Below are 24,609 nucleotides of genomic sequence, written 5' to 3'. Positions count from 1 at the left end.
TTCCCGCTATTCCTTACAAAAAGTATGGAGATTGCGGCGGGTATGGCGGACGGGACGGCGGACGGGGACGGGTCGGGCGGCGCTGCGGAGATCCGCGACGCCTACGGGCGGCGGATCGACCCGGATTCGCCGCTGGCGTTGCGCGGCCACCGCACCAACATGGTGGGCGTGCCGGCACAGGTCCTGTCCACCGCCGCCTTCAACGGGTCGCCCCGCACGCTGCGCATCCACGGCACCCGCGGCCAGCACGCCGACCTGTTCGAGGCGCTGGACGAAGCCCCCGACGCCGACCGTGCGGCCGAGGTGTTCCAGCGCCACCTCGCCGCCACCTTCGACCTCAACCCCGACTTCTCCGGCTCGCAAGGGGCCGATGGCAAGCGCCGGTTCCGCGCCAGCTACCTGCGCCTGCTCAAGGGGTGGATGTTCGACTCCAACAACGCCGAGGGGGCGGTGCTCAAGGGCTGGGTGGAAAGCCGCTTCGGTCTGATGCCCACCTATCACAAGGAGCCGATCCGCCGCTTCGCCTCCGGCGCCTGGTACCGCTACGGCGAGGAGAAGACGGCCACGCGCTTCCACAACAACAACATCTACCTGCAACTCGACCTGCTGTACGAGTATTGCCAGTGGTGGATGCGCCGCGGCTGGCCGGAGGCGCCGATGCCGGCGCGCGCCATGGCGATCCCGCTCTACCGCGGCGTCAACGACTTCGAGGAGCACTTCATCCTCGAACGGCCGGACAAGCGCAGCGCGGTGCTGCGCCTGAACAACCTGTGCTCCTTCTCCACCGACCGCGAGATCGCCGGCCAGTTCGGCGATTACATCCTGGAAGCCCGGGTGCCGGTGGTGAAGATCGTCTTCTTCCGCGACATCCTGCCGCGCTACCCCTTCCGGGGTGAAGGCGAATATCTGGTCGTCGGTGGCGACTACCGCGTGTCGGTGTCGCTGCTGTGACCGGCCGGCGAGCGGCCCCCATCTTGCAGGCATCCGGGGCATGACCGATCCGACCCTCCGTTCCCGCGCCCTGGGCGCCTATCTCGGCTTCGCCTGCGGCGACGCGCTGGGTGCCACTGTCGAGTTCCTGACAAAAGGGGAGATTGCGCACCAATACGGCGTGCACCGGCACATCAAGGGCGGCGGCTGGCTGCGCCTGCAGGCGGGCCAGGTGACCGACGACACGGAGATGTCGATCCACCTGGGCCGCGCCATCCTGGCCGGTCCCGACTGGGACGTCCGGCGCGCCGCGGAGGAGTTCGCGGTCTGGCTGAAGGGCGTGCCCGTCGACGTGGGCGACACCACCCGCCGCGGCATCCGCCGCTTCATCATGCACGGCACGCTGGAGGAGCCGGAGGGGGAGCATCTGGCCGGCAACGGTGCCCTGATGCGCAACCTGCCGGTGGTGCTGGCGACGCTGGGCGACGACGACGCGTTCCGCACCTGGAGCCTGGAGCAGGCCCACATCACCCACAACAACGTCCTGTCCGACGCGGCGACCCTGGCCTTCGGCGAGATGGTGCGGGTCCTGCTGGCCGGCGGCGGCGTGCGCGCCGTGCGCGAGGTGGCGAACCGTCTGGTGGCACAGCGGCGCGCCTTCAAGTTCGAGCCCTACCGCAACCTGTCCACCGCCTATGTGGTCGATACGGTGCAGACCGTGCTGCACCATTACTTCCGCACCGACGGCGTGGAATCCTGCGTGGTGGAGACGGTGAACCAGGGCGGCGACGCCGACACCACCGGCGCGCTTGCCGGCATGCTGGCCGGCGCCACCTACGGCGTCGAGGCGATCCCGAGCCGCTGGCTGAAGAAGCTGGACGCCGCCGTCCAGCAGGAGATCCGCGCCCAGGTCGACGCCCTGCTGGCGCGCGCCCCGCTGTTGCGAACCGGAGGGACCGATGGTTGAGGTGGTGTTCTACGAGAAGCCCGGCTGCGCCGGCAACGCCCGCCAGCGCCGCCTGCTGGAGGAGGCCGGGCACCGGGTGGAGGCGCGCGACCTGCTGAGCGCGCCGTGGACGCGGGATAGCCTGCGCCCCTTCTTCGGCGACCGGCCGGTGGCGGAGTGGTTCAACCGCGCCGCTCCGGCGGTGAAGTCCGGCGCCGTGGTGCCCGAGGCGCTGGACGAGGCGGGCGCCCTCGACCTCTTGCTGGCGACGCCGCTGCTGATCCGCCGGCCGCTGATGCGGGTGGGGGAGGAGCGCCGCTGCGGCTTCGACGTCGACGCGGTGGACGCCTGGATCGGCCTGGCGGAGCAGCGGCCGGCCGGTTCGCTGGAAGGCTGCGTGCGGCCGGACATGCCGCCGTGCCCGCCGCCGGCCGCCGGCGTCACCCCGCGCGCATCTGGCTGACGAAGCGGTTGACCTGGCTGTCCAGCGCCTTCACCTGATCGGCCACCGTGGAGGAGGCGTCGAGCACGCTCTGCGCCGACTGACCGGCGTCGGCGGCGGCGCGGGCCACGGTGTCGATGTTGGTGCGCACGTGCCGGGTGCCATCGGCCGCCTCGCCGACGTTGCGGGCGATCTCGCGGGTGGCGGTGTTCTGCTGCTCCACCGCCGCGGCGATGGTGGTGGCGATCTCGTTGATCGAGCGGATGGTCCCGGCGATCTCCCGGATGGCCGCCACCGATTCCCTGGTCACCGTCTGCATGGCGGAGATCTGGGCGGAGATCTCCTCGGTCGCCCGCGCGGTCTGGCTGGCCAGGTTCTTCACCTCCTGCGCCACCACGGCGAAGCCCTTGCCGGCCTCGCCCGCCCGCGCCGCTTCGATGGTGGCGTTCAGCGCCAGCAGGTTGGTCTGGCTGGCGATGTTGTTGATGAGGTTGACCACCTCGCCGATGCGGCCGGCGGCGTCGGCCAGCCCTTCCACGGTGTGGTCGGTCCGCTCGGCTTCCTCGGCGGCCCGCCGGGCGATCTGGCTGGAGGTGTTGACCTGGTCGCCGATCTGCTGGATGGAAACGGACAACTCCTCGGTGGCGGCGGCGACCGCCTCGACGCTGCCGGCCGCCTGTTCGGAGGTGGCGGCGGCGGTCGCCGCCTCGCCCGAGGTCTGCTCGGCGGTGTGGGTCATGCGACGGGCGATGCCGTGCATGTCGTCGGCGGCGCGCGACACCCGCTCCAGCAGGCTGCGCACGCTGGATTCGAAGTGATCGGCCATGTCCAGCATGGCGCGCCGGCGGTCGCCGGCGGCGCGCTCCCGCTCCTCCTCGGTGCGGCGGCGCTCCTGTTCCAGGGCGCGGGCGTTGTCGCGGAAGACCACCAGGGATCCGGCCATGGTGGTGATCTCGTCGCGGCCGTCCGTCGGCACCTCGGCGTTCAGGTCGCCCTCGCTGATCCGGCTCATGGCGCCGGTCAGACGGCGCAGCCGCAGAACGATGCCGTTGCGCACGACGAACCAGCCCACCAGCAGCACCGCGGCGACACCGGACATCCCCAGCACGATCATCACCGTGCGGGCCATGTCCGTGGTGGCGCGGGCGTCCTGCGACGCCTGCGTCATCGCCTCCTTGGCCGCCGCCGCGATGGTCGCCACCCGTTCCGACAGGGTGTGGGTGTTGGCGCGGATCATCTCGTCCAGCCCCAGCGCCTGGGCACCGTGGCCCAGTTCGGCGGAGCGGCGGGCGAACAGGCCCTTCGGCCCGGTGCCGATGTCGGTCAGCATGGCGGCGACGGTGCGCAGCGTGGCGGCGTCGGCGGAGGCCGCGTTGCGCTCGGCGGCGGCGGCCAGGGCCTCGGCCGCCGTCCGGAAGGCGGCGTCCTGCTGCGACAGCTCGTAGGCCGCGGCTTCGTTGGCGGCGGTGGCGAGCAGCCCGGCCATCAGGTTGGCCTCCCCGCGCAGCTCCAGGGCGGAGCGCAGAACCTCCACCTCGTTGCTGAACAGGCGCGCCACCTGTTCGCCGCTGCGGGTGATGGTGTCGCCGCTGCCGATCATCAGGTTGAAGGACGCCTCGTCGGCCAGGGTGGACAGGACGTCCAGCAGCTCGTCGCGCACCGCGGTCATGTCCTTCAGGATGCCGGCGCGGCGGCCGGCCAGCACGGAGCGTTCGGCGGCCGGCCGGCCGGCATCGGCCAGTTCGGCGGCGCGCAGCGCGAACACGTCGTCGCGGCCGCGGCCGTAGTCGAGCAGGAAATCGACGAGGATGGCGGCTTCCGCGGCGGCGTTGCCGTCGGGCAGATTGCCCAGGTGCAGGGACAGCCCGCGGCCGGCGATCTCGAACCGTTCGCGCAGCGGCTCCAGCCGGGCGGGGTCGGCCGTGCCGGCCGCTTCCATCAGCAGCGACACCGCCAGGTTCGCCTCCGCCGACAGGCCCAGCGCCGCCTGCACCGCCCCGGCTTCCTCGTCGATCAGGCGGCGGATGGCAATGCCGTTGGCGTCGAGTGCGGCCGAGGCGCCGTTGCGCATGGAGGCCGTCGCCTCCTCGACCACCGCGGCGGAGCGGGCCAGCAGGTCGGCGTGCACGGATTTGGACATCTCCAGCAGGCGCGCCCGTTCCCGCTGGGCGTCGGCCAGGGCGGTGACGGTGCCGGCCAGCTCGGCCAGGGCGTGTTTCATGCCGGTCACCGCCTCCTCGGCGGCGTCCACCTCCGGCATGCCCAGCCGGCGCAGCCCGTCCAGGGCGTTGGCGACGCTCTGCGCCTGCGCCTCGATGCGGTCGGCCAGCTCGCGCCGCAGGAACTCGCTTTCGGCGGTGCGCAGGGCCGGCGCCAGTTCGCCCAGGCGGACGGCGCCGACCTCCAGCTCGCGCGAGAGGTCCAGGGCGCGCACGCCGCGTTCGGTGATCGCCTCGATGCTGTTGTCGATCTGCACGTACGAGCCGTTGGCGACGAACGCCGCGGCGACGGTCAGCCCGGCGGTCAGCCCGAACGTTACCAACAGCTTGGTGCCGATGCTCAGACCGCCCGCCCGGCTGCCGCCGGGTGCCGTCGCGCTCTTCGCCATGGTGCGCTTCCTCTCCTCATGCCCCGCCTGTGGCCGGCGGTTTGCCGTCGTCGTCGCGTCAGCCCTTCAGACCGGCCAGGCTGTCCACCGCCCGGAACCGGCCGTCGGGCCCGATCACCGTGAAGAATACCCTGTCGGAGCCCTGGTTGTCGTCGGGCCCGAAGGTCAGCGTCAGGCCGCCCAGGTCGAAGCGGCCGACCCGCCGGATGGTGTCCAGGAGGCCGCTGCGCGTGGGTTCGCCGGGCAGGCGGTTCAGGGCCTCCACCACCAGCCGGCCGACGGCGTAGCCTTCCAGCGCGACGAAGTCCGGCTCCGGCCCGCCCTCCACCAGGGCCAGCGCCCGGCGGAACGCGGCGACCAGGGGGATGCCCTCGTCGTCGGGCAGGGGCACCACCTGGCTCACCACCACGCCGGCGCCGGCCTCCCCCAGGTCCGCCGCCAGGGCGCCGGCCCCGACGAAGGAGATGTTGACGAACACGGGGTCGAGCTTCAGCCGCCGCGCCAGCCGAATGAACTCGGCCGAGGGTGCGTAGGCGCCGACCATCACCACCGCCTCGGGCTTTGCCTTGCGGATGGCCAGCAGGGCGGATTTGACCGCCGTGGTGTTGCGCGGATAGGTGCCGCGGGCGACCAGCGGCAGGTCGCGCGCCTTCATCGCCTTTTCCACGCCGGCCAGCCCGGCCTCGCCGAAGGCGTCGTCCTGGTAGAGGATGGCGATGCGGCGGATGCCGAGATCGCCGGTCAGCCGTTCGATCCAGGCTTCGGTTTCCTGGTCGTAGGAGGCGCGCACGTTGACGGTGGTGGGCTGGTCCGCGCCGCGCAGGAACGCCGCCCCGGTGAACGGCCCGATGAAGGGAACGCCGGCCGCCGCGGCGATGGGCTGCGCCGCTTTGGCGGTGGGCGTGCCGACGGGGCCGACCAGGGCGAAGACCCCGTCCCGCTCGATCAGCCGGCGGGTTTCCGCGGCCGAGCGCGCCGGCTCGTACCCGTCGTCGCGGCTGACCAGTTCCAGCCGCCGCCCGTGCACCCCGCCCGCCGCGTTGGCCTCGGCGAAGGCGGCGAGGATGCCGGCGCGCATGCCCAGCCCCAGGGCGGCGGCCGGCCCGTCCAGGGGGGCAGCCTGGCCGAACACGATCCGATCGTCGTGGACACCGGGATCGCCGGCCGGTGCCGGCCCGGACACCGTCACCGCCGCCGCCAGAACCAACCCGCCCAGCGCTGCCCGCCACCCCATCGCATTCCCCCTCCGGACTTTCGTACAATATTGTTGGTGCAGGAAACTGAACGAACGCTTAACATGATGGTGCGAAGCCGATGGTCAGGGGTCGTGCCGACCGGAAAATCCGGTTCGGCGCCCCATATCACGCTTGCATCGCCCCCCCGACGCCGCTATGGTCGCCGCCCGACGCCGCAGTAGCTCAGGGGTAGAGCAACTGATTCGTAATCAGTAGGTCGTTGGTTCAAATCCGACCTGCGGCACCATTCTAAGGGCCTGAAAGCTCACCGCTTTCGGGCCCTTGCCATGTCCGGGGCGGGCGGCCATCACGGCCGGGCCGGCGCCCCGTCGACCAGGCGTTCCAACGCACCGGCCAGCCCGTTGGCATAGGCTTCGGCGTCGCACAGGGCGGAGGCGGAGAGCAGCGTCCTGGCATCGCGGCGGAAGGCGGCGCGGCCGTCGGCGTCGTCGGCGAGCCGGCGGGCGCAGGCGGCGAACGCCTCGACCGAGCCGGCGACCAGATCGCTCCGTCCCGCCGCGGTGAGGAGGGAGAGGCCGGTCCGGGAGGTTTCCCGGTCGCCGACGAGCGTGATGACCGGGACACCCATCCAGAGCGCTTCGCACGTGGTGGTCGTGCCGTTGTATGGATAGGTGTCCAGCGCCACGTCGGCGCGCCGGTAGGCGGCGAGGTGGTCGGCGTGGTGATCCGCCGCGTCATCGAAGTCGATCCGGTCGAGCGGCAGCCCGAAGCCGGCGAGCCGTGCCAACAGCGCCTCGCGGTCCGCCCGGGCCAGATCCTGCCGCTTCAGCAGAAGTCGCGACCCCGGCACGGCGGCAAGCGCCGCCGCCCAGGCGCGCGCACCGGTCGGTCCGAGCTTGGAGAGCTGGTTGAAGGACACGAACACCAAGCCGTCGCCCCGCGGCGTGGACACCGGCGGTGCGTACGGCGGCGGCGCGTAACAATGCATGTGGCGCAGGTAGAGCGGCACCTCGTGCAGCCGTTCGCGGCCGCCCGGCGGATGGATCAGCCGATCGGTGAGCTTGTGGACGGGAACGGGCAGCCCCAGCGTGCCCGGATAGCCGATGGCCGTGACGAGGTGCGGCGCCGGCCGGGCCATCAGCACCGCCAGCCGCCGGCCGTACCAGCCGTGTCCCATCAGGTCGATCAACACGTCGATGCCGTCATCCGCGATGCGCGCGGCCAGTGCGCCGGCCCGGAGTCCGCGGGCGTCCACCGAACGGACGCCGGCGGGAACCTCGAACGCCTCGTCGGACGCTCCGTCGGCGGGTTCGTCGTAGAGCGTGAAGCCGATGCGCGAGGGATCGGCCGACCGCAGCAACCCCTCCACGAAATAGCGCACCGAACTCTGCGCCAGCGAGGTCGACAGCAGCCCGACGGCGATCGGTCGTCCGGCGGGCCGCCCCGCTTCGGGCCGCCGCGCCACCGCTTCCGGTTTCGCGGCGGCGCCGAGCGCCCGTCCGGCGGCTGCGGCATCGGCGTACAGGTCGGCGCCCGTGGTGCTTTCGAGCATCAGCCGTGCGAACAGTCGTGCCGACCACCCCGCCACGACGGCCGGGTCCAGCCGCACCGCGCGATCCGCAGCGGCAAGCGCACCCTCCGGATCGCCCAGAAAGCGCCGCTCGGCCGAGAGGCGGGCGCAGACCGTCGCCAGGATCGCTCGCGCCCGGCGGTCGGCGGGTGCGAGCGCAAGCGCCCGGCGCAGGGCGGACTGCGCCGCGCCGAGCGCCCCCGCCTCGTACGCGGCGCTGCCGGCGTCGCGCCACAGCACGGCGTCGTCCGGGCGCAGGCGAAGGCCGCGGCGCAACAGCCGGTCGGCGTCGCCGGTCCGGCGGTCGGCGGATTCGACCCGCACGGCCAGGACATGGGCGTCCCGATGATCGGGAGCCACGGCCAGTGCCCGCCGCACCGCCCCGCGGGCTTCGCCGGTCCGCCCGGCCCCCAGCAGGAGCAAGCCGCGCATGACCAGAACGGCCGGCGTCGCCGCCACCGCGCCGGGCAGGGCGTCCAGCCGCGCCAACCCCTCGTCCCACCGGCCCGCGCCGAGGCATCGCTGTGCGGCCGCCATGGCGTCGTCGAGGGGGGCCGGGCGGTGTGCAACGGGTGTCTTCATGTCGGAGGGTCCCGGGGGGGGGGGCGGACGGGCGCAGGCGAACCTGCCGGGAAGCGGGGTGTACGGCCATTATGACAATGCCCGCCGGCCCCTGTGGCGGAAAGCCCGGTTCTCATGCACCGGGATACCGCTGCCGGCGTCGCAAAGCTATTGGTAGCATCCTGCGATTGGAAGCCGTAAAGAGTTCGCAGCCCGTTCGCGGTTCGCAAAGGGCGCCATGGGTTCGCAGGAACCAGGTTGTGTGCACATCATCCGGCGAATCGGAGCCGTGAAGGATCGACGGACATGTCAATGCCCGGCTTCAGCCTCATCACCCCATCCTTCAATCACGCGGCGTATCTTAAAGATACGATTGAGTCCGTGCTCAGCCAGGGTTGTGCGGAGTTGCAGTATCTGGTCATGGACGGCGGTTCGACCGACGGTTCGGACGCCATCATCAAGAGGTATGAGGGCCGGCTGCATTACTGGCGTTCGCATCCTGACGATGGACAGTATGCTGCGATCGAAGAGGGGTTCTCCCGAAGCGACGGCGAGATCATGGGATGGATCAATTCCGACGATATCCTGTGCCCGTGGACGGTGCAGACGGTCCAGAGGATCTTCCATGACTGCCCGGAGGTGGAGTGGCTGACCACCAGGTTCCCTCTTGTGCTGACGGAGCGCGGCAGCGGACTGCATTGCCGGCCCAAAGGTGGATTCAGTGCGGCTGCGTTCCGGCGCGGTGACTATTTGCCGGGAGCCAATCGGGCTTCGAATGGTTTCATACAACAGGAATCTACCTTCTGGCGCCGCAGCCTGTGGGAACGGGCCGGCGGCCGCTTCGACCGCACGCTGTCCCTTGCCGCTGATTTCGAGCTTTGGGCCCGCTTTTTCGAGCACGCCGTTCTGTGGGGCATCGACATGCCCCTGGCCGCCTTTCGCCGGCACGACGACCAGAAGAGCCGGCGTCAGCGCGACCGGTACCTGGAGGAGGCGCGGCGGGTGCTGGCACGCTATGTGGACATCGACCGATTGCCGTCCAACGACGGCCATGTCGCTTGGTTCCGGCTGCGGAGTGCGGGCCTCGGGGCTCCCGAACTGAAGCGTTTCGCCGAACCGATACACAGTGTCGTCTTCGACGACGCCAGGGCACGCTACACCTGCGTTGTCGAGCCGGCATGAGCCACTTTACACCTCCATCGCTGAATACCCGGAGACGTGAATCATGAATCCCCGAGAATTCATAGGTATTTACTCGTTCCCGAAATCCGGAAACACGTGGCTGCGGGCGGTGGTATCGGAAATGTTCTTTGGCGGAGACTGGTCCGCTGTTCCTGATTGTTATAAGAATAATATATTCGATGCGCCGTACGTTGATCTCGCAGGGCGGCGGATATCATTCTATAAGAGTCATGATAAAACCCCCATCGGTGCCTTCCAGGGCTTGCCGATACGACAGACAAAATACATCTATATTGTCCGACATCCCCTCGATGTGTTTCTGTCGCAGCTCAATTATTTCCTGCTGAAGCCCGAATCGGTGGCGGATCAGTCTTTGCGGCCGCCCGCGTCAGGACCGTTTTCCATCCCCTGTTCCGGTGTTGATCAGGCGTTGCAGGACGGAAGCCTGGATCTGTTCTTCAAGGCATTCGTCGTGTACGGAACATTGCAGCCGCAGTTTGCACGATCCGGGTCATGGATGGACAACGTGTCGTCCTGGTTGCCGCGTCCGAATACGCTGGTTCTCCGCTATGAGGATATGATTTCCGACCGCGCCCGTGCGTTGGACGGGTTGGCGGACTTCCTGACTACCGACCGTCAGCGTGTGTATGCCGCAGCCGAAAGGGCCGAGCAATCAACGAGGAAGGACGGCCATTTCTTCTGGAAAAAGAGCGCCGGCAACTTCAAGCAGTATCTCTCGGACGAACAGGTCGCACTGTTCCGGCGGCATCATGGTGACATCGTGGCCCGGGCGGGCTATTGATGCGACGCCCGGGCCCGCTGGCAACCGGCAGATCCCCCTCTGACATGGCGCATCATGACACCGGAAACCTACCGCTTCGCAAACGGGGTAACCCTGTTCCGGCACATGCTGCTGGATGTCCAGCTCGCACGGTATCAGGAGCCGGGCAATCCGAACCTGCACGAGCCGGAAGAAGAGGCATGGCTTGAACGACTGCTGGAGCGGTGTGGAACCGATGAACCGATCTTCATCGATATCGGTGCCGGCGTCGGTTACTACAGCATCCTGGTCAAGCAAAGGCACCCGCTTGCACGGGTTCTTGCCATAGAGCCACTTTCGGCCCACGCCGACGCCATCGTCGCCCATGCGGCGCTGAACGGCTTGGACGACGGCGCCATCGAGGTGCGCACCAATGCCATCTCCTCACACGCCGGAATGTCCGAGTTCGTGCCGCTCCATTATGGCAGTCACCTGAAATCGGCCGGAAAGACCGGTCGGCCCGGGGCGACGATCAATGTGCCCACGATTACCCTTGCCGACCTGATGGCGGATGTCGGCGCCGCCGCGGACGTTGTGAAACTCGATATCCAGGGGAGCGAACTGGAGGTGCTCGCCGCCGTGCCGGACTTGCTCGCTTCAGGACGCATCCGCTCGCTGATCGTGGGCACCCATGGGCCGGCTCTGTTTGAGGGCGTCCGCACCCTGCTCGCGGCCCGGTACGATCTCCTGCATGCTGATCCGGCCCCGGCCTTTCAGCCCGATGGCCTGATCGTCGCGTGCCATCGTTCGCCGGCACCGCGCTGACCGGCACCGGGCATAGGCGCACCCCCCGCAAGGGTGCCATGCGCCCCGTTGCAATCGCCCCCCGGGCCGTCGTACTCCCTCGTTCCCGAGGGGCCGGCCATGGCCGGTCCCGCCGATCAGTCCGAGGAACGATCCATGCGCGCCTTCGAGGGCCAGCATTCCGACAACGTCGCCATCAAGCGCTCGCGCGAGCAGAAGGAACGCCAGCTCCGCGAGTTGAAGGACCAGTTCGCCGCGCTGAAGAGCCATGCCGCGCCGACCCTGCGCACCACCATGGCCAAGCGCATCGCCGATCTGGAGGCCGAGCTGAAGGCGCCGCCGGCGCCCCCGGCCGGCAAGCCGCGGCGGCGGGGCTGACACCATGGCCGCCGGCACCACCGGACCGGCACGGCCGGCGGCCGGGCTGTTCGCGCAGCCCTGGCTGCTGCTGATGCTGCCGCCCCTGTTCTGGTCGGGCAACTTCGTGCTCGGCCGGGCGGTGGCGGACGCCGTGCCGCCGGTGGCGCTGGCCTTCTGGCGCTGGGCGCTGGGGGCGCTGATCGTGCTGCCCTTCGCCTGGCCCCACCTGCGCCGCGACCTGGAGGTGCTGCTGGCGCACCGGTGGATCGTGCTGGTGCTCTCGGCGCTGGGCATCGCCTGCTTCAACACCTTCGTCTACATCGGCCTGGCCGACACCACGGCGCTGAACGCGGTGATGATGCAGTCGGCCATGCCGGTGCTGATCGTCGCCATGAGCTTCATGCTGTTCCGCGAACCGGTGGCGCCCCTGCAGGGGCTGGGCATCGCCGTCTCGCTGGCCGGCGCCCTGACGCTGATCGCCCGCGGCGACCCCGCCACCCTGGCGGGGCTGCGCTTCAACACCGGCGATCTCTGGATCATCGCCGCGGTGCTCGCCTACGCCGCCTACACGGCCCTGCTGCGCCGCCGTCCGGCGGTGCACGGCCTCAGCCTCCTGGCCGCCACCTTCACCCTGGGGGCGGCGATGCTGCTGCCCGTCTACCTGGCCGAAAGCCTGGGCGGCCGGCCGCTGGCCGTCAACGCCGTGTCGCTGGGGTCCATCGCCTACGTCGCGGTCTTCCCGTCGATCCTGGCCTACCTCTGCTTCAACCGGGCGGTGGCGGTGATCGGCGCCAACCGCACCGGCCTGTCCATCCACCTGATGCCGGTGTTCGGCAGCCTGCTCGCCATCGGCTGGCTGGGCGAGCGGCCGCACTGGTTCCACGGTGTCGGCATCGCCCTGATCGCCGCCGGCATCGCGCTTGCAACCCGGCGGGTGGATCACAGATAACCCAGCGTGCGCGGCAGCCACAGGGACAGGCCGGGGAAGGCGACCACCAGCGCCAGCGCGCCCAGCATGGCGGCGACCATCCACAGCACCCACGGCACCGTCGATTCGATGGTGACGCCGGCCACCCGGGTGGTCACCATCAGGTTCACCGCCAGCGGCGGCGTGAACTGGCCGATGGCCAGGTTCATGGTGATCATGGCGCCGAACCACACGGGGTCCCAGCCGAACGCCTGCATGATCGGCACCAGCAGCGGCAGCAGGATCAGGAAGATCGACACCGCGTCCAGCACCATGCCCAGGGCCAGAAGGGCCAGGTTGAGCAGGATCAGGATCAGCGTCTCGTTGCCGGTGGCCGCCACCGCCGCGCCGGCCAGCCGGTCGAAGGCGCCCAGCGTGCTGCCGGCCCACGCGAAGACGCTGGCCAGCGCCAGGATCAGCAGCACCACCGCCGCCATCTCCGCCGCCTCGGCCAGCGCCTCGTACAGGGCGCGCCAGGTCAGGGTGCGGTAGATGAACAGCCCCACCGCCAGGCCGTAGAACACGGCCACCACCGCCGCCTCGGTGGGGGTGAACAGGCCGGTGCGCAGACCGCCCAGGATGATGACCGGCGCCAGCAGGCCCCAGATCGCCCCCTTGAAGCTCTCCCACACCGGCGGGCGCGGCCCGGTGTCCACCAGACCGAAGCCGTGGCGGCGCGCCAGCCACACGGTGGGCACGATCAGCGACAGGCCGGCCAGCAGGCCGGGCACCACGCCCGCCGCGAACAGGGCCGGCACCGACGCCTGCGGCACCAGCACGCTGTAGATGATGAAGGCCACCGACGGCGGGATCAGGATGGCGGTGGCCGCGGCGGCGGCGATGACGCCGGCGGAGAAGGGGGCCGGGTAGCCGGCCTTGCGCATGGACGGGATCATCACCGTCGCCACCGCCGCCGCATCGGCCGGACCGGAGCCGGAGATGCCGCCCATCACCATGCACACCAGGATCGCCACCACCGCCAGGCCGCCGTTGCGCGGCCCCACCAGCGACGAGGCGAAGGCGACGATGCGTCCGGCGACGCCGGCGCGCTCGAAGATCAGGCCGGCCAGGATGAAGACGGGAATCGCCAGCAGCGGGTACTTGGCGATGCCGGTGTAGACGTTGGTCGGCACCGACAGGATGCCGAGCTGGGCGTCCAGGATGGCCAGGGAGCCGGCCAGCCCCAGCGCCACCGCCAGCGGCGCGCCGATCAGCATCAGCGCCAGAAATCCAAGAAACAGAATGCCCGTGGCCATCACGCCCTCCGCCGCCGCAGAAGGCGGACGATCCGCCCCAGCACCCGCAACGCCACGACGCCCGCCAGCACCGGCATCCACACGGTGTAGAGCCATTGCGGGTTGCCGAGGCCGGGCGAGGTCTCCTCGAACCGCCACTGGTCGTAGGTCAGGCGCCCGCCGTACCAGATGATCACGGCGAACATGATCAGCGCCGACGTCCAGGCCGCAACGTCGGTCCAGCGGCGCCAGGCGCGGGGCAGCCGGTCGACCAGGGCGGTGATGCGGATGTGGCGGTCGGCCGCCACCGCCGCGGCGGAGCCCAGGAAGGTCATCACCACCATCAGGAAGATCGCGTACTCCTCCGTGAAGGCGAAGGAGACGTTGGTGAAATAACGCACCACCACGTTGCCGAAGGTGACCAGGCAGATCGCCGCCATGGCCAGCGCGGCCAGCGCGCGTTCGATGGTGACCGGCACGCGCGGGGCGTCGGGGTCCTCCTCGGGACCGGGAATGGGGGGCATGGGGGGCCGGGTGCGTGGGTGGCACCCCACCCGCCCCCGCGATCACGGCAGGGGCGGGCGGGGGCGGACAGGATCAGTTGCGGTCGGCGATCGAGGTTTCCGCCTGCTTCACCAGGTCGGGCCCGATCTGCCTGGCCCACTTGTCGTAGACCGCACGGGTGGCCTGGCGGAAGGCGTCCTTCTCCTCCTCCGTGAGCCGGACCACGCTGACGCCGGTGCCTTCGATGTCGCTCAGCACCGAGGTGTCGTCGCCGGCGATGCCCTTGCGGGCCAGCGCCACCTCCTCTTCGGCCGCCTGCAGCGCCGCGGCGCGCACCGCCTCCCGGTCCTCCGGCGACCAGGAGTTCCACACCTCCTTGTTCACCACGAAGATCAGGGGATCGGCGACGTAGCCCCACAGGGTCAGGTTCTTCTGGTTCAGCGTCGCCATCTTGGCGGCCACGAAGACCGACAGCGGGTTCTCCTGGCCATCGACGGCGCCGGTGGACAGGGCCGGCTGGGCGTCGGCCCAGCTCATCTGCGTCGGGTTGGCGCCCAGGGCGGTGAAGGTGTCGAGGAACAGCGGCGAGCCGACGACGCGCACCTTCAGGCCCTTCAGGTCGGCCGGCGTGCGCACCGGATGGCGGGAGTTCGACAGCTCCCGGAAGCCGTTCTCGCCCCAGGCCAGCGGCTCCACGTCCTTGGTGGACAGGATGCGGAACAGCTCCTCGCCCACCGGACCCCTGGTCAGGGCGTCGATGGCCTTGTAGTCGGGCATCAGGAAGGGCAGGGAGAAGAGGTTCAGCTCCTTCACCTGCGGCGACCAGTTGATGGTGGAGCCGATGGCGAGGTCGATGACCCCCTGGCGCAGGGCGGTGAATTCCTTGGTCTGGTCGCCGTTCACCAGCGAGGTGCCGGGATACATCTTCACGTTGATGCGCCCGTCGGTCTTCTCGCGGATCAGCTCCGCCCAGCGCTCGCCGCCCACGCCCCAGGGGAACGGCTTGCCCAGCACGGTGGACAGCTTGTACTCGGCCTTGTAGTCGGCCGCGGCAACTCCCGGCAGCAGGGCGGCGGCCAGGGCCAGGCCGGCGAACAGGGCCTTGAACGACGTCATCGAACTCCTCCCGAATTTTTGTCCCGATGTGGGAGGCCGATCCTAGCAAGGGCTCCGGCGGGTGGCTACCGCTGCGGTGTGGAGCGGGCCATGCGCCGCGGGCGGCCGTGACGCCGCGGCGTTTGACGGCGCGGCACCGCGTGTCCGACACTCCCGCCGATGGACGGGGTGGGGAGGCGGGTGTGGGCGCGGTGCGGCGGGCGCGGAGCGGGGCGGTGGTCCCGGCGGTGGCGGGGTGGCTGGCGGCGGCGGTGGCGACCGGTCCCGCCGGCGCGGAGCCGGCGGTGATGCTGGGCGGCAACCCCGGCGAGTGCGACATCGCCCGCGCCCTTCTCGGCACCGCCCCGCCGGAGTGTCCGCCGGCCGCCGCCGCCGGGCGCGTACCGCCGCCGCCGATCCCCGTCCCCGAGGCTCCGGCCCCGAACGCGGCCGCCACGGCCGCCCCGCCGCCCGCCGCCCCGCGGCCCGGTGCCGCTCCTCCCCCGGCCGGCGCCCCGGCACCGCCGGCGGCCGTGCCCGCGGCGGTGCGGCGCGCGGCCTTCCTCATCAACTTCGACTTCGGCTCCGCCCGCATCCGTCCCGAGTCCCGCGCCGTGCTCGACCGGGTGGCGGCGGTGATGCAGTCGCCGGAAGGGCGCGCGGAGTCGTTCCGGGTGATCGGCCACACCGACGCGGTGGGTGCGGCCGCGGCCAACCTGGCCCTGTCGCGCCGCCGCGCCGCCGCGGTCGCCGCCTACCTGACGCAAACCCACGCCATCGCGCCGGAGCGTCTGGAGATCCTGGGCCGCGGCGAGGAGGAGCCGGCGGACCCGGCAAATCCGGCGGCGGCGGTCAACCGCCGGGTGGAAATTATGACGCTGCCGCGCTAGCAAGGCAGGCGTTGCACGCCCGACACACACCTTGGCCTTTGGCCGTACAACCGAATCAGTGCTACCGTGCCAGCCAAAAACGGACACGCCGTCGCCATGGATGACACCGCGCAGGGGCAAGCGTCCCGACCGTTTCGCCGGATCGCCGCCGCCGGGGCCGGCCTGGCCGTGGTGATCGCCCTCTATGCGCTCAGCACGGTCGACTACCTGGTCTTCCACACGCTGGTGGAGGCCGCCCATGTGCTGGTGGCGCTCGGCACCTTCACGGTGGCCTGGTACGCCCGTCACCTGCTGCGCGGCAACTACATGCTCGTGCTCGGCGTCGGGAACCTGTACGTCGCCGCGCTCTACACGCTGCACGCCCTGACCTACAAGGGCATGGGCGTGCTGCCGGTGGACGAACTCAACGTCGCCACCCAGTTCTGGCTGCTGGCCGCCGGGGTGGAGTGCGCGGTTTTCCTGCTGGCCCTGGCGGCGCCGGCGCGCACCCACCGCCCGCTGGCCCTTCACCTCGGCTTCGGCGCGGCGGCGTTGGTGGGGACCGCCTCCATCCTGCTGTGGCCGGTGTTCCCCGACGCCTTTGTGGCCGGAGCGGGCCTGACGCCGTTCAAGATCGCGGTGGAGTACGTCATCATCGCCGGCTACGCCGCGGTGCTGGGGTTGCTGTGGCTGGGCCGCGGCCGGCTCGACGCGACGCTGCTGCGTTATCTGGCGGTGGCGGTGGCGGTGCGCATCGTGGCGGAGGCGTGCTTCACGCTTTACACCGACGTTTACGGCCTGGCCAACATGGCCGGCCATCTGCTGAAGGCGGTCGCCTGCTATTTCGTATTCCGGGCGGTGGTGGAGACCGGCATGGTGCGCCCGCAGGCGCTGATGACCCGGGCGCTGGAGCGCGAGCAGGAGCTGGCCGCGGAGGTGGCGCGCCAGGCCCGCACCTTCGACGCGATCCTGTCGGCCACGCCCGACGCCGTGCTGATGGTCGATCCGGGGCTGCGCTTCGTCTACGCCAATCCGGCGGCGGCGGCCCTGTTCGGGATTCCCCGCGACCGCTGGCCGGGGCGCACGTGGCGTGATCTCGGCCTGCCGGTGTCGGTGATGGAACCCATGGAGAGCCGCGCACGGGCGGTGATCGCCGACGGCGCGCCGCGGGCCGCCAGCCTGCGCCTCGACGGCCGCACCTACGACCAGCACCTGACCCCGCTCCACGACCTGGCGGACGGGGAGCCCGGCCGGGCCATCACCGGCGTGCTGCTGGTGGCGCGCGACGTGACCGACCGGGTGGACGCGGAGTCGCGCCTGCGCACGGCGCTGGGCGAACAGGAGCGGCTGCGCCGCAGCGCGGAGCGGGCCAACGCCGCCAAGACCCGCTTCCTGGCCGCCGCCAGCCACGACTTGCGCCAGCCGGTGCAGGCGCTGCTGCTGTTCGCCGACACCCTGTACGAACGCCTCGACGGCCATTCCTCCCGCGGCACCGTCGACACCATGCGCAAGGCGCTCGACGCGTTGAAGGCGTTGCTGGACGGCCTGCTGGACATCTCGCGCCTGGAGGCCGGGGTGGTGGTGCCCCGGGTGGAGCCCGTCTCCCTCGCGTCCCTGCTGCAGCGCATGCAGGCGGAATACGCGTCGCGATTCGCCGAGAAGGGACTGCGCCTGCGGGTGGCGCCGAGCGCCGCCTGGGTGGCCAGCGACCCCACCCTGCTGTCGCGCATCGTGCGCAACCTTCTGGAGAACGCGTTGCGCTACACCTCCTCGGGCGGGGTGGTGCTGGGCTGCCGCCGGCGCGGCGGGGTGGTGCGGCTGGAGGTGCTGGACAGCGGTCCCGGCATTCCCCGCGACCGGCTGGACGACATCTTCGAGGAGTTCGTGCAGATCGACGTCGCCGGGCGCGAATCCGGCCAGGGTCTTGGCCTCGGCCTCGCCATCGTGCGCCGGCTGGCCGACCTGCTGGACCACCCGCTGGAGGTCCGCTCCTCGCCCGGCCGCGGCTCCCGCTTCGTCGTGACGGTGCCGCAGGTTCGGGCTCCGGCGGAGGCGCCCGAGGACGACGCACGCGAGCTTCCCCCGGCCGGGGTGCGCGGCACGGCGCTGGTCGTCGATGACGAGGCGATCGTGCTGGCCGCCATGGCGTCGATGCTGGAATCCTGGGGCTTCCGGGTGCTGCCGGCAGCCACCCCCGACGCGGCGCTGGCCGCCGTCGCTGCGGCCGGCCGGGCGCCCGACGTGGTGATCTCCGATTACCGCCTGGGCGGCGGGCGCACCGGCGTCGACCTCATCCGCGAGGTGCGCGCCGCCTGCGGCGTGGCGGTGCCCAGCATCCTGCTGACCGGTGACACCGGTCCCGACCGGCTGGTGGAGGCGCAGCGCTCCGGCTTCGACGTGCTGCACAAACCGGTGACGCCGGCCCAGCTCCGCGCCGTCGTGGAGGCGGTCCGCCAGGGGACGGACGCTGCCGTCATCCATGCCCCGGCATGACCAAACCCATGGGACAGGAGATCTGCATGACCGCCCGGCATCCCCCGCTTCACGCGCAAGGGGCCGAATCGTTCCGCTTCCGGTCGACCGACCTGAAGGTGTGGTGGGCGCTGATGCTGGCCCTTGCCGTCGCGTTCCCCGTCGCGGCCGTCGTCCTGCCGGTGGTCGGCGGGGAGCCGGTGTTCGTTCTCATCTCCGCCGGCCTCATGGTGGTTGAGGCGGCGATCATCCAGAGCCTGGGGCGCTTCCGCCGCGCCATGGGGGTGACGCTGGCCGTGGACGCCCGCGGCCTGTCGCTGCCCGAGGCGGACGTCTTCATCCCCTGGCGGGCCGTCGCGGAGTGGCGGCACAGCTTCCGCAATCGCTGGTGGATCTTCGAGGCGTTCCGGGCCGAGGGGGCGGAATCGTACGAACCCGCCTTCACCGCCTTCAACCGGCACGTCCCGTCGTCGGTCGCCCTGCTGACCGGCAGCCGCATCGGCGTGGTCACCGCCCTGGTGGACCGCTCGGCCAACGGCATCACGCTGGTGGATGCCATCCGGCGCCACAATCCCGGGCAAGGTCCCGATGATCGCTAAAGCATCGTCTCCCAGCGCGCCGCCACGTCGGGGGCGGGGTTGACGGCGGGGGCGAAGTCGGTGCGGCCGCGGCGGTCGCGGTGTTCGCGCAGGGCCCAGCGGACAGTGGGAAAGGCGATGTCGCGCCACGGGATCTCGGCCCAGCGGAAGAGGGCCACCTCCAGGCTTTCCGGGCCGGCCGCCACCTCCGGATCGACCAGGCGGGCGCGGAAGATGAGCTGCACCTGGCTGATCCGGGGGATGTCGTAGACCGCCAGCAGGGACTCGACGGCGATGCGGGCGCGCGCCTCCTCCCACGCTTCGCGCATGGCGCCGGCGACGGTGGTCTCCCGCTCCTCCATGAAGCCGGCGGGCAGCGTCCAGTAGCCGCGCCGCGGTTCGATGGCGCGGCGGCACATCAGGATGCGCTCGTCCTCCCCCTCGCCCCAGGTGGCGACGGCGCCGACGACGATCAGCGGGTTCCGGTAGGCGACGAAGCCGCAGTCCGGGCAGAGCAGCCGCTCGCGGTCGTCGCCCGGCGGTACGGCGCGCACGCGGGGGCCCTTCTCCGGGGCATCGTCGTCGGGGATCTCCTCGGCCATGGGCCACCATATGGCACGGGCTCCGCCGGCCGGCAAGCGGCGGGACCGCCGTTCGACACCTGTTCTCATGGCGCCGCATCTGCGCTAGTGTGGGGCCGGGCACACCAGATCTAGGGGCAGAATGGCCGCGACCACCTTTCAGTTCGCGTTCGACGCGGTGTCGCTGGCGGTCGGCGGGCTGGCCGGGGCGCTGATCGCCTGGCTGCTGGCGCGCGCCTCGGCCGCCGGTGCCGGTGCCGATCTGGGGGCGGAGCGGGCGGAGCTGCTCGCCCGTCTCGACTTCCACGCCCGCCGGGAGGGGGAGTTCCGCGAGGCGATCGCCGAGCGCGACCGGCGCATCGAGAGCCTGCAGGCCGACGTCACCCGCGGCCGCGAGCGCCACGCCGAACTGGCGACCACCCTGAACAAGGAGCGCACGGCCGCCGCCGAGAAGCTGGCCATGCTGGAAACGGCGCAGGCCGGCCTGGGCGAGGCGTTCAAGGCCCTGTCCGCCGATGCCCTGCGCCTGAACAACCGCAGCTTCCTGGACCTGGCCCGCGAGACCCTGGCGACCACGCAGGAGCAGGCCCGCGGCGAGCTGGAGAAGCGCGAGACGGCGGTGGCGGCGCTGGTGGCGCCGCTGCGCCAGTCGCTGGACGCCATCGGCCGCGAGATCCGGGAGATGGAGCAGGCCCGCGCCGGCGCCTACGAGGGGCTGCGCCAGCAGGTGCTGTCGCTGGTGGAGACGCAGAACCAGTTGCGCAGCGAGACCGGCAGCCTGGTGCGCGCCCTGCGCACCCCGGCGGCGCGCGGCCGCTGGGGGGAGATCCAGTTGCGCCGGGTGGTGGAGATGGCCGGCATGCTCGACCACTGCGACTTCCGGGAGCAGGCGGGCGTCGCCACGGCCAACGGGCGGCTGCGCCCCGACCTGCTGGTCCGCCTGCCCGGCGGCAAGACCATCGTGGTCGACGCCAAGACGCCGCTGGACGCCCACCTGGACGCCGTCCAGGCGGAGGAGGAGGGGGCGCGCCGCACGGCGCTGGCCCGCCACGCCCGCCACGTGCGCGACCACATGCGTCAGCTCGGCGCCAAAGCCTACTGGGATCAGTTCGCCGAGACGCCGGAGTTCGTGGTGCTGTTCCTGCCCGGGGAGAACGTCTTCTCCGCCGCTCTGGAGCACGACCCCTCCCTGATCGAAGCGGGCATGGACCACCGGGTGATCCTGGCCACCCCCACCACGCTGATCGCCCTGCTGCGCGCCGTCGCCTACGGCTGGCGCCAGGACGGGCTGGCCCGCAACGCCCGCGAGATCGGCGCGCTGGGCGCCGACCTCTACAAGCGCCTGTCCGACCTGGCCGGCCATATGGAGCGGCTGGGCGGCCAGCTCGGCAAGGCGGTGGCCTGCTACAACGGGGCGGTGGGCAGTCTGGAATCGCGCGTGCTCGTCACCGCCCGGCGCCTGCGCGATCTGGACGCCGTGCCCGAAGGGGCGGAACTGCCCGCCGTAGCCCCCCTCGACCATCTGCCCCGCCCGGTGCACGCCCCGGAACTGCGCGGGCGGGAGGAGGCGGGCAGCGCGTGACGGCGGGGCGCGGCGGCCCGACGGGTGCGCCTGCGTTCTGGACAGGGCCGGTGGCCCGGGGCATGACGGGAGGGATCTCCGCCCCCTGACTCCGGTCCCGCGATGTCCCGCCCGCCGCTGCTGATCGAAAGCCCGCAGAACCCGCGTTTCCGGCTGTGGGAGTCGCTGCTGGAGAGCCGCGGCCTGAAGAAGCACGGGCAGTTCCTGCTGTCCGGCCTGAAGACGGTGCCGGAGGCCCTGGCCGCCCACCCCGGCCGCTTCACCGCCGTTCTCACCGACGCGGCGGAGCGGGTGGCCGGCTGGCGCCTGCCACCGGGGATGGAGGTGGTGCAGCTCGCGCCCGCCCTGTTCCGCCGCCTGGACGTGGCGGGGACCGGCTTCCCGCTGCTGCTGGGGCCGGTGCCGGCCATGGCGCCGGTGGACTTGTCCCGCCCGCCCGAGGGGCTGGAGCTGGTCGTCGCCCTCAGCGACCCCGGCAACCTCGGGGCGCTGCTGCGCAGCGCCGCTGCCTTCGGCGCCGGGCGGGTGGTGCTGCTGGAGGAATCGGCCCACCCCTTCCACCCCCGGTGCCTGCGCGGTGCCGCCAACGCCCAGTTCGCCCTGACGCTGCTGCGCGGGCCGCGCTGGCCGGCGCTGAACACCGCCGCCGGGCCGCTGGTGGCGCTGGACGCCGGCGGCACCGACCTGACCGCCTTCGCCTGGCCGCGCGATCTGCGCCTGGTGCTGGGGGAGGAAGGGCAGGGGGTGCCCGCCGACCTGCCGGCGCTGCGGCTGGCCGTCCCCACCACCGGCGCGGTGGAATCCCTCAACGCCACCGTGGCCGCCAGCCTGGCGCTGTTCGCCCGCTTCACCGCCGGGCGGGGCCAGGCGGAGTCCGGCCGCGGCGAAGCCGCGCCGTCAGGTCCGCCACCGTGACGGGGCGGAAGTCGCGGACATCGACGCCCACGTCGTACTGCCGGGTCATGCCCTTGAGCTGGCCGTGGCTGTGGCCGTGCAGGTTGAGGGCGCCGCGGTACATGCCGTTCCAGGTGCGGAAGGCGTAGTGGCACAGGACCAGGCGGGTGTCGTCGACCACCATCTCCGCATAGTCGGCCACGCTCTCCCAGCCGGGCAGGGCGCGGGTGGCGGGACCGTCGTTGTTGCCGGCGATCAGGTGTTTGACGCCGTTGAGCCGGTCGAGCAGGGCCGCCATGGCGTCGGGCGCGCGGCGCAGCGCGAAGTCGCCGAGGTGCCAGACCGTGTCATCGGGGGCGACGGTGGCGTTCCAGCGCGCCACCATCGCCTCGTCCATTTCCGCCACACCGGTGAAGGGCCGCCGGAAGCGGCTGATGGCGCCGGCATGGCCGAAGTGGGTGTCGGCGGTGAAGAATACCCTCATCGGTCGTCCGTCTCGCGTGCCGTTCGGGAAGCATGCTTCCTGAAACGGCGGCGCCCGGCCGGCCGTTCACCGCCGGCGCCGTTCAGTGCCCGTGATCGTCGTCGTGGCCGTGGCTGCCGTCCGTCGGGTCCATCAGGCGGTGCAGGTGCACGATGAAATAGCGCTGGTGGGCGTCGTCGATGGTGGCGCCGGTTGCGGCGCGCCATGCCTTGTACGCCAGATCGTAGTTCGGGAAGATCCCGACCACATGCAGTTTCGTCGGGTCGACGAACTGTTGGCTGTCGGGACGGACCAGTTCGCCGCCGAAGACGAGATGGAGAAGCTGCTTGTCAGGCATGGGCGCGTCCTTTATTGGCGATAAATTCAACCGGTCATATCCGCCCTGCCCGTCAGCCTTCAAGCCCGTTGATGGCACCGGCATCGTGTTTTGCGGGGACACGGGAAATCGCGGGGCGGCGCATATGCCGCATGGGGCCGATCGGCCGGTTTCGGGCATGCTTGTGCCTCTGAAACATGAGAAGGATCTCATATATGCCTCGGCAGGAACCGGGTGCCACCCGGCAGGTCCTGGTGTGGGACCTGCCGACCCGCGCCTTTCACTGGCTGCTTGCCGGCCTGGTGGTGGTGGCGTTCGTTTCGGGCAAGCGCGGTCACATGGACGTGCACTTCATCGTGGGCTACGCCATCCTGACGCTGGTGCTGTTCCGCCTGATCTGGGGTGTCATCGGCAGCCGGACCGCGCGTTTCGCCGATTTCGTCAGGGGGCCCGGCGCCATGCTGGCCTATGTGCGGGGCTTGCGGGGCGACGGGGCGGAGCCGCCGGCGCTCGGCCACAACCCGCTGGGCGGGGCGATGGTGGTGGTGATGCTGGCCCTGCTGCTGGCCCAGGCGACCACCGGCCTGTTCACGACCGACGACATCTTCACCGACGGCCCGCTGGTCGGGCTGGTGTCGGCGTCGCTGGTCAAGACGCTGAGCACGGTGCACCGCGTCGCCATCGACGCGCTGGTCATCCTGGTCGCCCTGCACGTGGCGGCCATCGCCCTCTACCGCGTGGTGAAGGGGGAGAATCTGGTGCTGCCCATGCTGACCGGCCGCAAGGCGGTGGCGGCGGACCGGGTCGTCGACCCGCCGCGCCGCACGCCCGCGGTGGTGGCGCTGCTGGCGCTGGCCGTGGCGGCGGCGGTCGTGGCGGCGGTGGTGAATCTGGCCGGGTGACGGTGCCGGCGCCCGTCCCCGGCCGTGCAGACCGGTGCGCCCCCCGCGGGGGGCGCCGGCATCATACCAACGGCACCTGAAGGGTGCCGTTGGTATGACCCTTTCGATCAATGCCAAGGCATTGATCTGCCGGGTTTCACGGCCGGAAAATGATGGAAGTGATCATTTTCCGGCCGTATCAATCCTTCTTGTAGTCCTGGTGGCACGCCTTGCAGCTGGCACCCACGGCGGCGAACTGCTTGCCCACGGCGGCCTTGTCGCCGGCGGCGGCGGCGTCCTCCAGGGCTTTGGCGGCGGTCTCGAACGCCTTCGCCCGGGCGGTGAAATCGTCGAAGTTCGTCCACACCGCCGGACGCGCGTCGGTGTCGCCGGACTCGGAGCCGGCCGGGAACAGGGTCGGGATGGTGGCCGCGAAGCTGGTCATCATGCGGGCGTGCTCGCCGACGGCGGCGAGGCCCTCACCCTTTTCCAGGATGGTCTTGACGGCGCCCATGGCCTTCTTGTTCGCCTCGAAGCCGTCCTTGCGCGTCTTGACGATGTCGCCGTCGGCCAGGGCGGTGCCCATGGCACCGGCGATCAGGAGAGCGGCGGCGGTCAGCGTGATGCGGGGGAGCATCGGGAACCTCGATTCATGAATTAGCGGATGCTCACTTACACACCGCGGGAGTCCGGTGTGTCAAGGCGTCCGGCCCCGCTGCGACGCCATGCTGCACCGCATTGACGGGAAAGGGCGGGCGGTGATCCGCTTTCGCCGTGTGGCGCTTCATGATA

Annotated in this window: 24 protein-coding genes and 1 tRNA gene; 15 read left to right on the top strand and 10 right to left on the bottom strand. The window is 71.2% G+C overall.

Annotation, left to right across the window (positions count from 1 at the left end):
* The first annotated feature begins 42 nt into the window (after window positions 1-42).
* The 3 genes from G472_RS0115530 to G472_RS0115520 are packed head-to-tail and all read left to right on the top strand — an operon-like array spanning window position 43 to window position 2,339.
* Window positions 43-951: an NAD(+)--dinitrogen-reductase ADP-D-ribosyltransferase gene (locus tag G472_RS0115530; protein ID WP_029009128.1), complete on the top strand. Its 909-nt coding sequence runs from the start codon at window positions 43-45 to the stop codon at window positions 949-951.
* A 40-nt stretch (window positions 952-991) separates the two neighbouring features.
* Entirely contained in the window at window positions 992-1,897 is a 906-nt protein-coding gene (gene draG, locus G472_RS0115525; protein ID WP_029009127.1) for an ADP-ribosyl-[dinitrogen reductase] hydrolase, read from the top strand.
* Entirely contained in the window at window positions 1,890-2,339 is a 450-nt protein-coding gene (locus tag G472_RS0115520) for an ArsC/Spx/MgsR family protein (RefSeq protein ID WP_029009126.1), read from the top strand. Before draG ends, G472_RS0115520 begins: the two co-directional genes overlap by 8 nt.
* Here G472_RS0115520 and G472_RS0115515 read toward each other — a convergent pair.
* Both G472_RS0115515 and G472_RS0115510 read right to left on the bottom strand, forming a co-directional pair.
* The gene (locus G472_RS0115515; RefSeq protein WP_029009125.1) at window positions 2,317-4,926 is read right to left on the bottom strand and encodes a methyl-accepting chemotaxis protein; all 2,610 of its coding nucleotides are present in this window, start codon (window positions 4,924-4,926) and stop codon (window positions 2,317-2,319) included. The genes G472_RS0115520 and G472_RS0115515 overlap by 23 nt on opposite strands.
* A gap of 58 nt (window positions 4,927-4,984) precedes the next feature.
* A complete protein-coding gene (locus G472_RS0115510; RefSeq protein ID WP_051340875.1) occupies window positions 4,985-6,160 on the bottom strand; it encodes an ABC transporter substrate-binding protein in 1,176 nt (391 codons plus the stop codon).
* 173 nt (window positions 6,161-6,333) lie between these two features.
* On the opposite strand from G472_RS0115510, the gene G472_RS0115505 reads away from it, so the two are divergent.
* A tRNA-Thr gene (locus G472_RS0115505) sits at window positions 6,334-6,408 on the top strand.
* Window positions 6,409-6,468: 60 nt separating this feature from the next.
* Here G472_RS0115505 and G472_RS37255 read toward each other — a convergent pair.
* Window positions 6,469-8,274: an O-linked N-acetylglucosamine transferase family protein gene (locus G472_RS37255; RefSeq protein WP_051340874.1), complete on the bottom strand. Its 1,806-nt coding sequence runs from the start codon at window positions 8,272-8,274 to the stop codon at window positions 6,469-6,471.
* 291 nt (window positions 8,275-8,565) lie between these two features.
* Here G472_RS37255 and G472_RS33505 point away from each other — a divergent pair, with 291 nt between their 5' ends.
* The 5 genes from G472_RS33505 (at window position 8,566) to G472_RS0115475 (ending at window position 12,308) form a co-directional block, all read left to right on the top strand.
* A complete protein-coding gene (locus tag G472_RS33505) occupies window positions 8,566-9,435 on the top strand; it encodes a glycosyltransferase family 2 protein (RefSeq protein ID WP_169732816.1) in 870 nt (289 codons plus the stop codon).
* A 43-nt stretch (window positions 9,436-9,478) separates the two neighbouring features.
* A complete protein-coding gene (locus G472_RS38120; protein ID WP_084536675.1) occupies window positions 9,479-10,237 on the top strand; it encodes a sulfotransferase domain-containing protein in 759 nt (252 codons plus the stop codon).
* A 54-nt stretch (window positions 10,238-10,291) separates the two neighbouring features.
* On the top strand, window positions 10,292-11,020 hold the full coding sequence (locus G472_RS0115485) for an FkbM family methyltransferase (protein WP_029009122.1): 729 nt from the start codon (window positions 10,292-10,294) through the stop codon (window positions 11,018-11,020).
* A gap of 135 nt (window positions 11,021-11,155) precedes the next feature.
* A complete protein-coding gene (locus G472_RS33500) occupies window positions 11,156-11,377 on the top strand; it encodes a hypothetical protein (RefSeq protein WP_051340895.1) in 222 nt (73 codons plus the stop codon).
* Window positions 11,378-11,381: 4 nt separating this feature from the next.
* Window positions 11,382-12,308: a DMT family transporter gene (locus G472_RS0115475; protein ID WP_029009121.1), complete on the top strand. Its 927-nt coding sequence runs from the start codon at window positions 11,382-11,384 to the stop codon at window positions 12,306-12,308.
* On the opposite strand, the gene G472_RS0115470 is transcribed toward G472_RS0115475, so the two are convergent.
* The 3 genes from G472_RS0115470 to G472_RS0115460 form a co-directional block, all read right to left on the bottom strand.
* On the bottom strand, window positions 12,299-13,582 hold the full coding sequence (locus G472_RS0115470; RefSeq protein WP_029009120.1) for a TRAP transporter large permease: 1,284 nt from the start codon (window positions 13,580-13,582) through the stop codon (window positions 12,299-12,301). The two genes, G472_RS0115475 and G472_RS0115470, sit on opposite strands and share 10 nt — an antisense overlap.
* Window positions 13,582-14,085, bottom strand: a complete 504-nt coding sequence (locus G472_RS0115465; RefSeq protein ID WP_035692588.1) for a TRAP transporter small permease — start codon at window positions 14,083-14,085, stop codon at window positions 13,582-13,584. Before G472_RS0115465 ends, G472_RS0115470 begins: the two co-directional genes overlap by 1 nt.
* Window positions 14,086-14,158: 73 nt before the next feature.
* The gene (locus G472_RS0115460; protein ID WP_029009118.1) at window positions 14,159-15,181 is read right to left on the bottom strand and encodes a DctP family TRAP transporter solute-binding subunit; all 1,023 of its coding nucleotides are present in this window, start codon (window positions 15,179-15,181) and stop codon (window positions 14,159-14,161) included.
* A 140-nt stretch (window positions 15,182-15,321) separates the two neighbouring features.
* Between G472_RS0115460 and G472_RS33495 the strand changes: the two genes are divergently transcribed.
* The 3 genes from G472_RS33495 to G472_RS0115445 all read left to right on the top strand — a co-directional run bounded on the left by G472_RS33495 (window position 15,322) and on the right by G472_RS0115445 (window position 19,100).
* A complete protein-coding gene (locus G472_RS33495) occupies window positions 15,322-16,050 on the top strand; it encodes an OmpA family protein (protein WP_245593502.1) in 729 nt (242 codons plus the stop codon).
* Between the two features lie 96 nt (window positions 16,051-16,146).
* A complete protein-coding gene (locus G472_RS37250) occupies window positions 16,147-18,522 on the top strand; it encodes an MASE3 domain-containing protein (RefSeq protein ID WP_051340872.1) in 2,376 nt (791 codons plus the stop codon).
* Between the two features lie 26 nt (window positions 18,523-18,548).
* Window positions 18,549-19,100, top strand: coding sequence for a hypothetical protein (locus G472_RS0115445; protein WP_156927134.1), 552 nt, complete (start codon window positions 18,549-18,551; stop codon window positions 19,098-19,100).
* Here the strand turns inward: G472_RS0115445 and G472_RS0115440 are convergent.
* On the bottom strand, window positions 19,097-19,681 hold the full coding sequence (locus tag G472_RS0115440) for an NUDIX hydrolase (RefSeq protein ID WP_035692587.1): 585 nt from the start codon (window positions 19,679-19,681) through the stop codon (window positions 19,097-19,099). The genes G472_RS0115445 and G472_RS0115440 overlap by 4 nt on opposite strands.
* Before the next feature lie 121 nt (window positions 19,682-19,802).
* Here G472_RS0115440 and G472_RS40610 point away from each other — a divergent pair, with 121 nt between their 5' ends.
* Together G472_RS40610 and G472_RS33480 are read left to right on the top strand one after the other, a co-directional pair.
* Window positions 19,803-21,242 (top strand): DNA recombination protein RmuC, encoded by a 1,440-nt coding sequence (locus tag G472_RS40610; protein WP_035692585.1) that lies wholly within the window; start codon window positions 19,803-19,805, stop codon window positions 21,240-21,242.
* 102 nt (window positions 21,243-21,344) lie between these two features.
* Window positions 21,345-22,157, top strand: coding sequence for a TrmH family RNA methyltransferase (locus tag G472_RS33480; protein ID WP_051340871.1), 813 nt, complete (start codon window positions 21,345-21,347; stop codon window positions 22,155-22,157).
* Here G472_RS33480 and G472_RS0115425 read toward each other — a convergent pair.
* Window positions 22,090-22,620, bottom strand: a complete 531-nt coding sequence (locus G472_RS0115425) for a metallophosphoesterase family protein (RefSeq protein WP_029009115.1) — start codon at window positions 22,618-22,620, stop codon at window positions 22,090-22,092. The genes G472_RS33480 and G472_RS0115425 overlap by 68 nt on opposite strands.
* Before the next feature lie 82 nt (window positions 22,621-22,702).
* Complete coding sequence (locus G472_RS33475) at window positions 22,703-22,957, bottom strand: DUF4170 domain-containing protein (RefSeq protein WP_035692583.1); 255 nt, start codon at window positions 22,955-22,957, stop codon at window positions 22,703-22,705.
* A gap of 194 nt (window positions 22,958-23,151) precedes the next feature.
* Here G472_RS33475 and G472_RS0115415 point away from each other — a divergent pair, with 194 nt between their 5' ends.
* On the top strand, window positions 23,152-23,838 hold the full coding sequence (locus tag G472_RS0115415) for a cytochrome b/b6 domain-containing protein (RefSeq protein ID WP_029009114.1): 687 nt from the start codon (window positions 23,152-23,154) through the stop codon (window positions 23,836-23,838).
* 178 nt (window positions 23,839-24,016) lie between these two features.
* On the opposite strand, the gene G472_RS0115410 is transcribed toward G472_RS0115415, so the two are convergent.
* Window positions 24,017-24,454 (bottom strand): c-type cytochrome, encoded by a 438-nt coding sequence (locus tag G472_RS0115410; RefSeq protein WP_029009113.1) that lies wholly within the window; start codon window positions 24,452-24,454, stop codon window positions 24,017-24,019.
* Window positions 24,455-24,609: the final 155 nt, after the last annotated feature.

This window comes from Azospirillum halopraeferens DSM 3675 (assembly GCF_000429625.1).
Classification (GTDB): domain Bacteria; phylum Pseudomonadota; class Alphaproteobacteria; order Azospirillales; family Azospirillaceae; genus Azospirillum; species Azospirillum halopraeferens.
This window is presented reverse-complemented; position numbering and strand designations above follow the sequence as displayed.

Coding starts and splice junctions, on each gene's coding strand:
- G472_RS0115530 (WP_029009128.1), top strand. CDS start 43: ATGGCGGACGGGACGGCGGACGGGGACGGGTCGGGCGGCGCTGCGGAG.
- draG (WP_029009127.1), top strand. CDS start 992: ATGACCGATCCGACCCTCCGTTCCCGCGCCCTGGGCGCCTATCTCGGC.
- G472_RS0115520 (WP_029009126.1), top strand. CDS start 1,890: ATGGTTGAGGTGGTGTTCTACGAGAAGCCCGGCTGCGCCGGCAACGCC.
- G472_RS0115515 (WP_029009125.1), bottom strand. CDS start 4,926: ATGGCGAAGAGCGCGACGGCACCCGGCGGCAGCCGGGCGGGCGGTCTG.
- G472_RS0115510 (WP_051340875.1), bottom strand. CDS start 6,160: ATGGGGTGGCGGGCAGCGCTGGGCGGGTTGGTTCTGGCGGCGGCGGTG.
- G472_RS37255 (WP_051340874.1), bottom strand. CDS start 8,274: ATGAAGACACCCGTTGCACACCGCCCGGCCCCCCTCGACGACGCCATG.
- G472_RS33505 (WP_169732816.1), top strand. CDS start 8,566: ATGCCCGGCTTCAGCCTCATCACCCCATCCTTCAATCACGCGGCGTAT.
- G472_RS38120 (WP_084536675.1), top strand. CDS start 9,479: ATGAATCCCCGAGAATTCATAGGTATTTACTCGTTCCCGAAATCCGGA.
- G472_RS0115485 (WP_029009122.1), top strand. CDS start 10,292: ATGACACCGGAAACCTACCGCTTCGCAAACGGGGTAACCCTGTTCCGG.
- G472_RS33500 (WP_051340895.1), top strand. CDS start 11,156: ATGCGCGCCTTCGAGGGCCAGCATTCCGACAACGTCGCCATCAAGCGC.
- G472_RS0115475 (WP_029009121.1), top strand. CDS start 11,382: ATGGCCGCCGGCACCACCGGACCGGCACGGCCGGCGGCCGGGCTGTTC.
- G472_RS0115470 (WP_029009120.1), bottom strand. CDS start 13,582: ATGGCCACGGGCATTCTGTTTCTTGGATTTCTGGCGCTGATGCTGATC.
- G472_RS0115465 (WP_035692588.1), bottom strand. CDS start 14,085: ATGCCCCCCATTCCCGGTCCCGAGGAGGACCCCGACGCCCCGCGCGTG.
- G472_RS0115460 (WP_029009118.1), bottom strand. CDS start 15,181: ATGACGTCGTTCAAGGCCCTGTTCGCCGGCCTGGCCCTGGCCGCCGCC.
- G472_RS37250 (WP_051340872.1), top strand. CDS start 16,147: ATGGATGACACCGCGCAGGGGCAAGCGTCCCGACCGTTTCGCCGGATC.
- G472_RS0115445 (WP_156927134.1), top strand. CDS start 18,549: ATGACCGCCCGGCATCCCCCGCTTCACGCGCAAGGGGCCGAATCGTTC.
- G472_RS0115440 (WP_035692587.1), bottom strand. CDS start 19,681: ATGGCCGAGGAGATCCCCGACGACGATGCCCCGGAGAAGGGCCCCCGC.
- G472_RS40610 (WP_035692585.1), top strand. CDS start 19,803: ATGGCCGCGACCACCTTTCAGTTCGCGTTCGACGCGGTGTCGCTGGCG.
- G472_RS33480 (WP_051340871.1), top strand. CDS start 21,345: ATGTCCCGCCCGCCGCTGCTGATCGAAAGCCCGCAGAACCCGCGTTTC.
- G472_RS0115425 (WP_029009115.1), bottom strand. CDS start 22,620: ATGAGGGTATTCTTCACCGCCGACACCCACTTCGGCCATGCCGGCGCC.
- G472_RS33475 (WP_035692583.1), bottom strand. CDS start 22,957: ATGCCTGACAAGCAGCTTCTCCATCTCGTCTTCGGCGGCGAACTGGTC.
- G472_RS0115415 (WP_029009114.1), top strand. CDS start 23,152: ATGCCTCGGCAGGAACCGGGTGCCACCCGGCAGGTCCTGGTGTGGGAC.
- G472_RS0115410 (WP_029009113.1), bottom strand. CDS start 24,454: ATGCTCCCCCGCATCACGCTGACCGCCGCCGCTCTCCTGATCGCCGGT.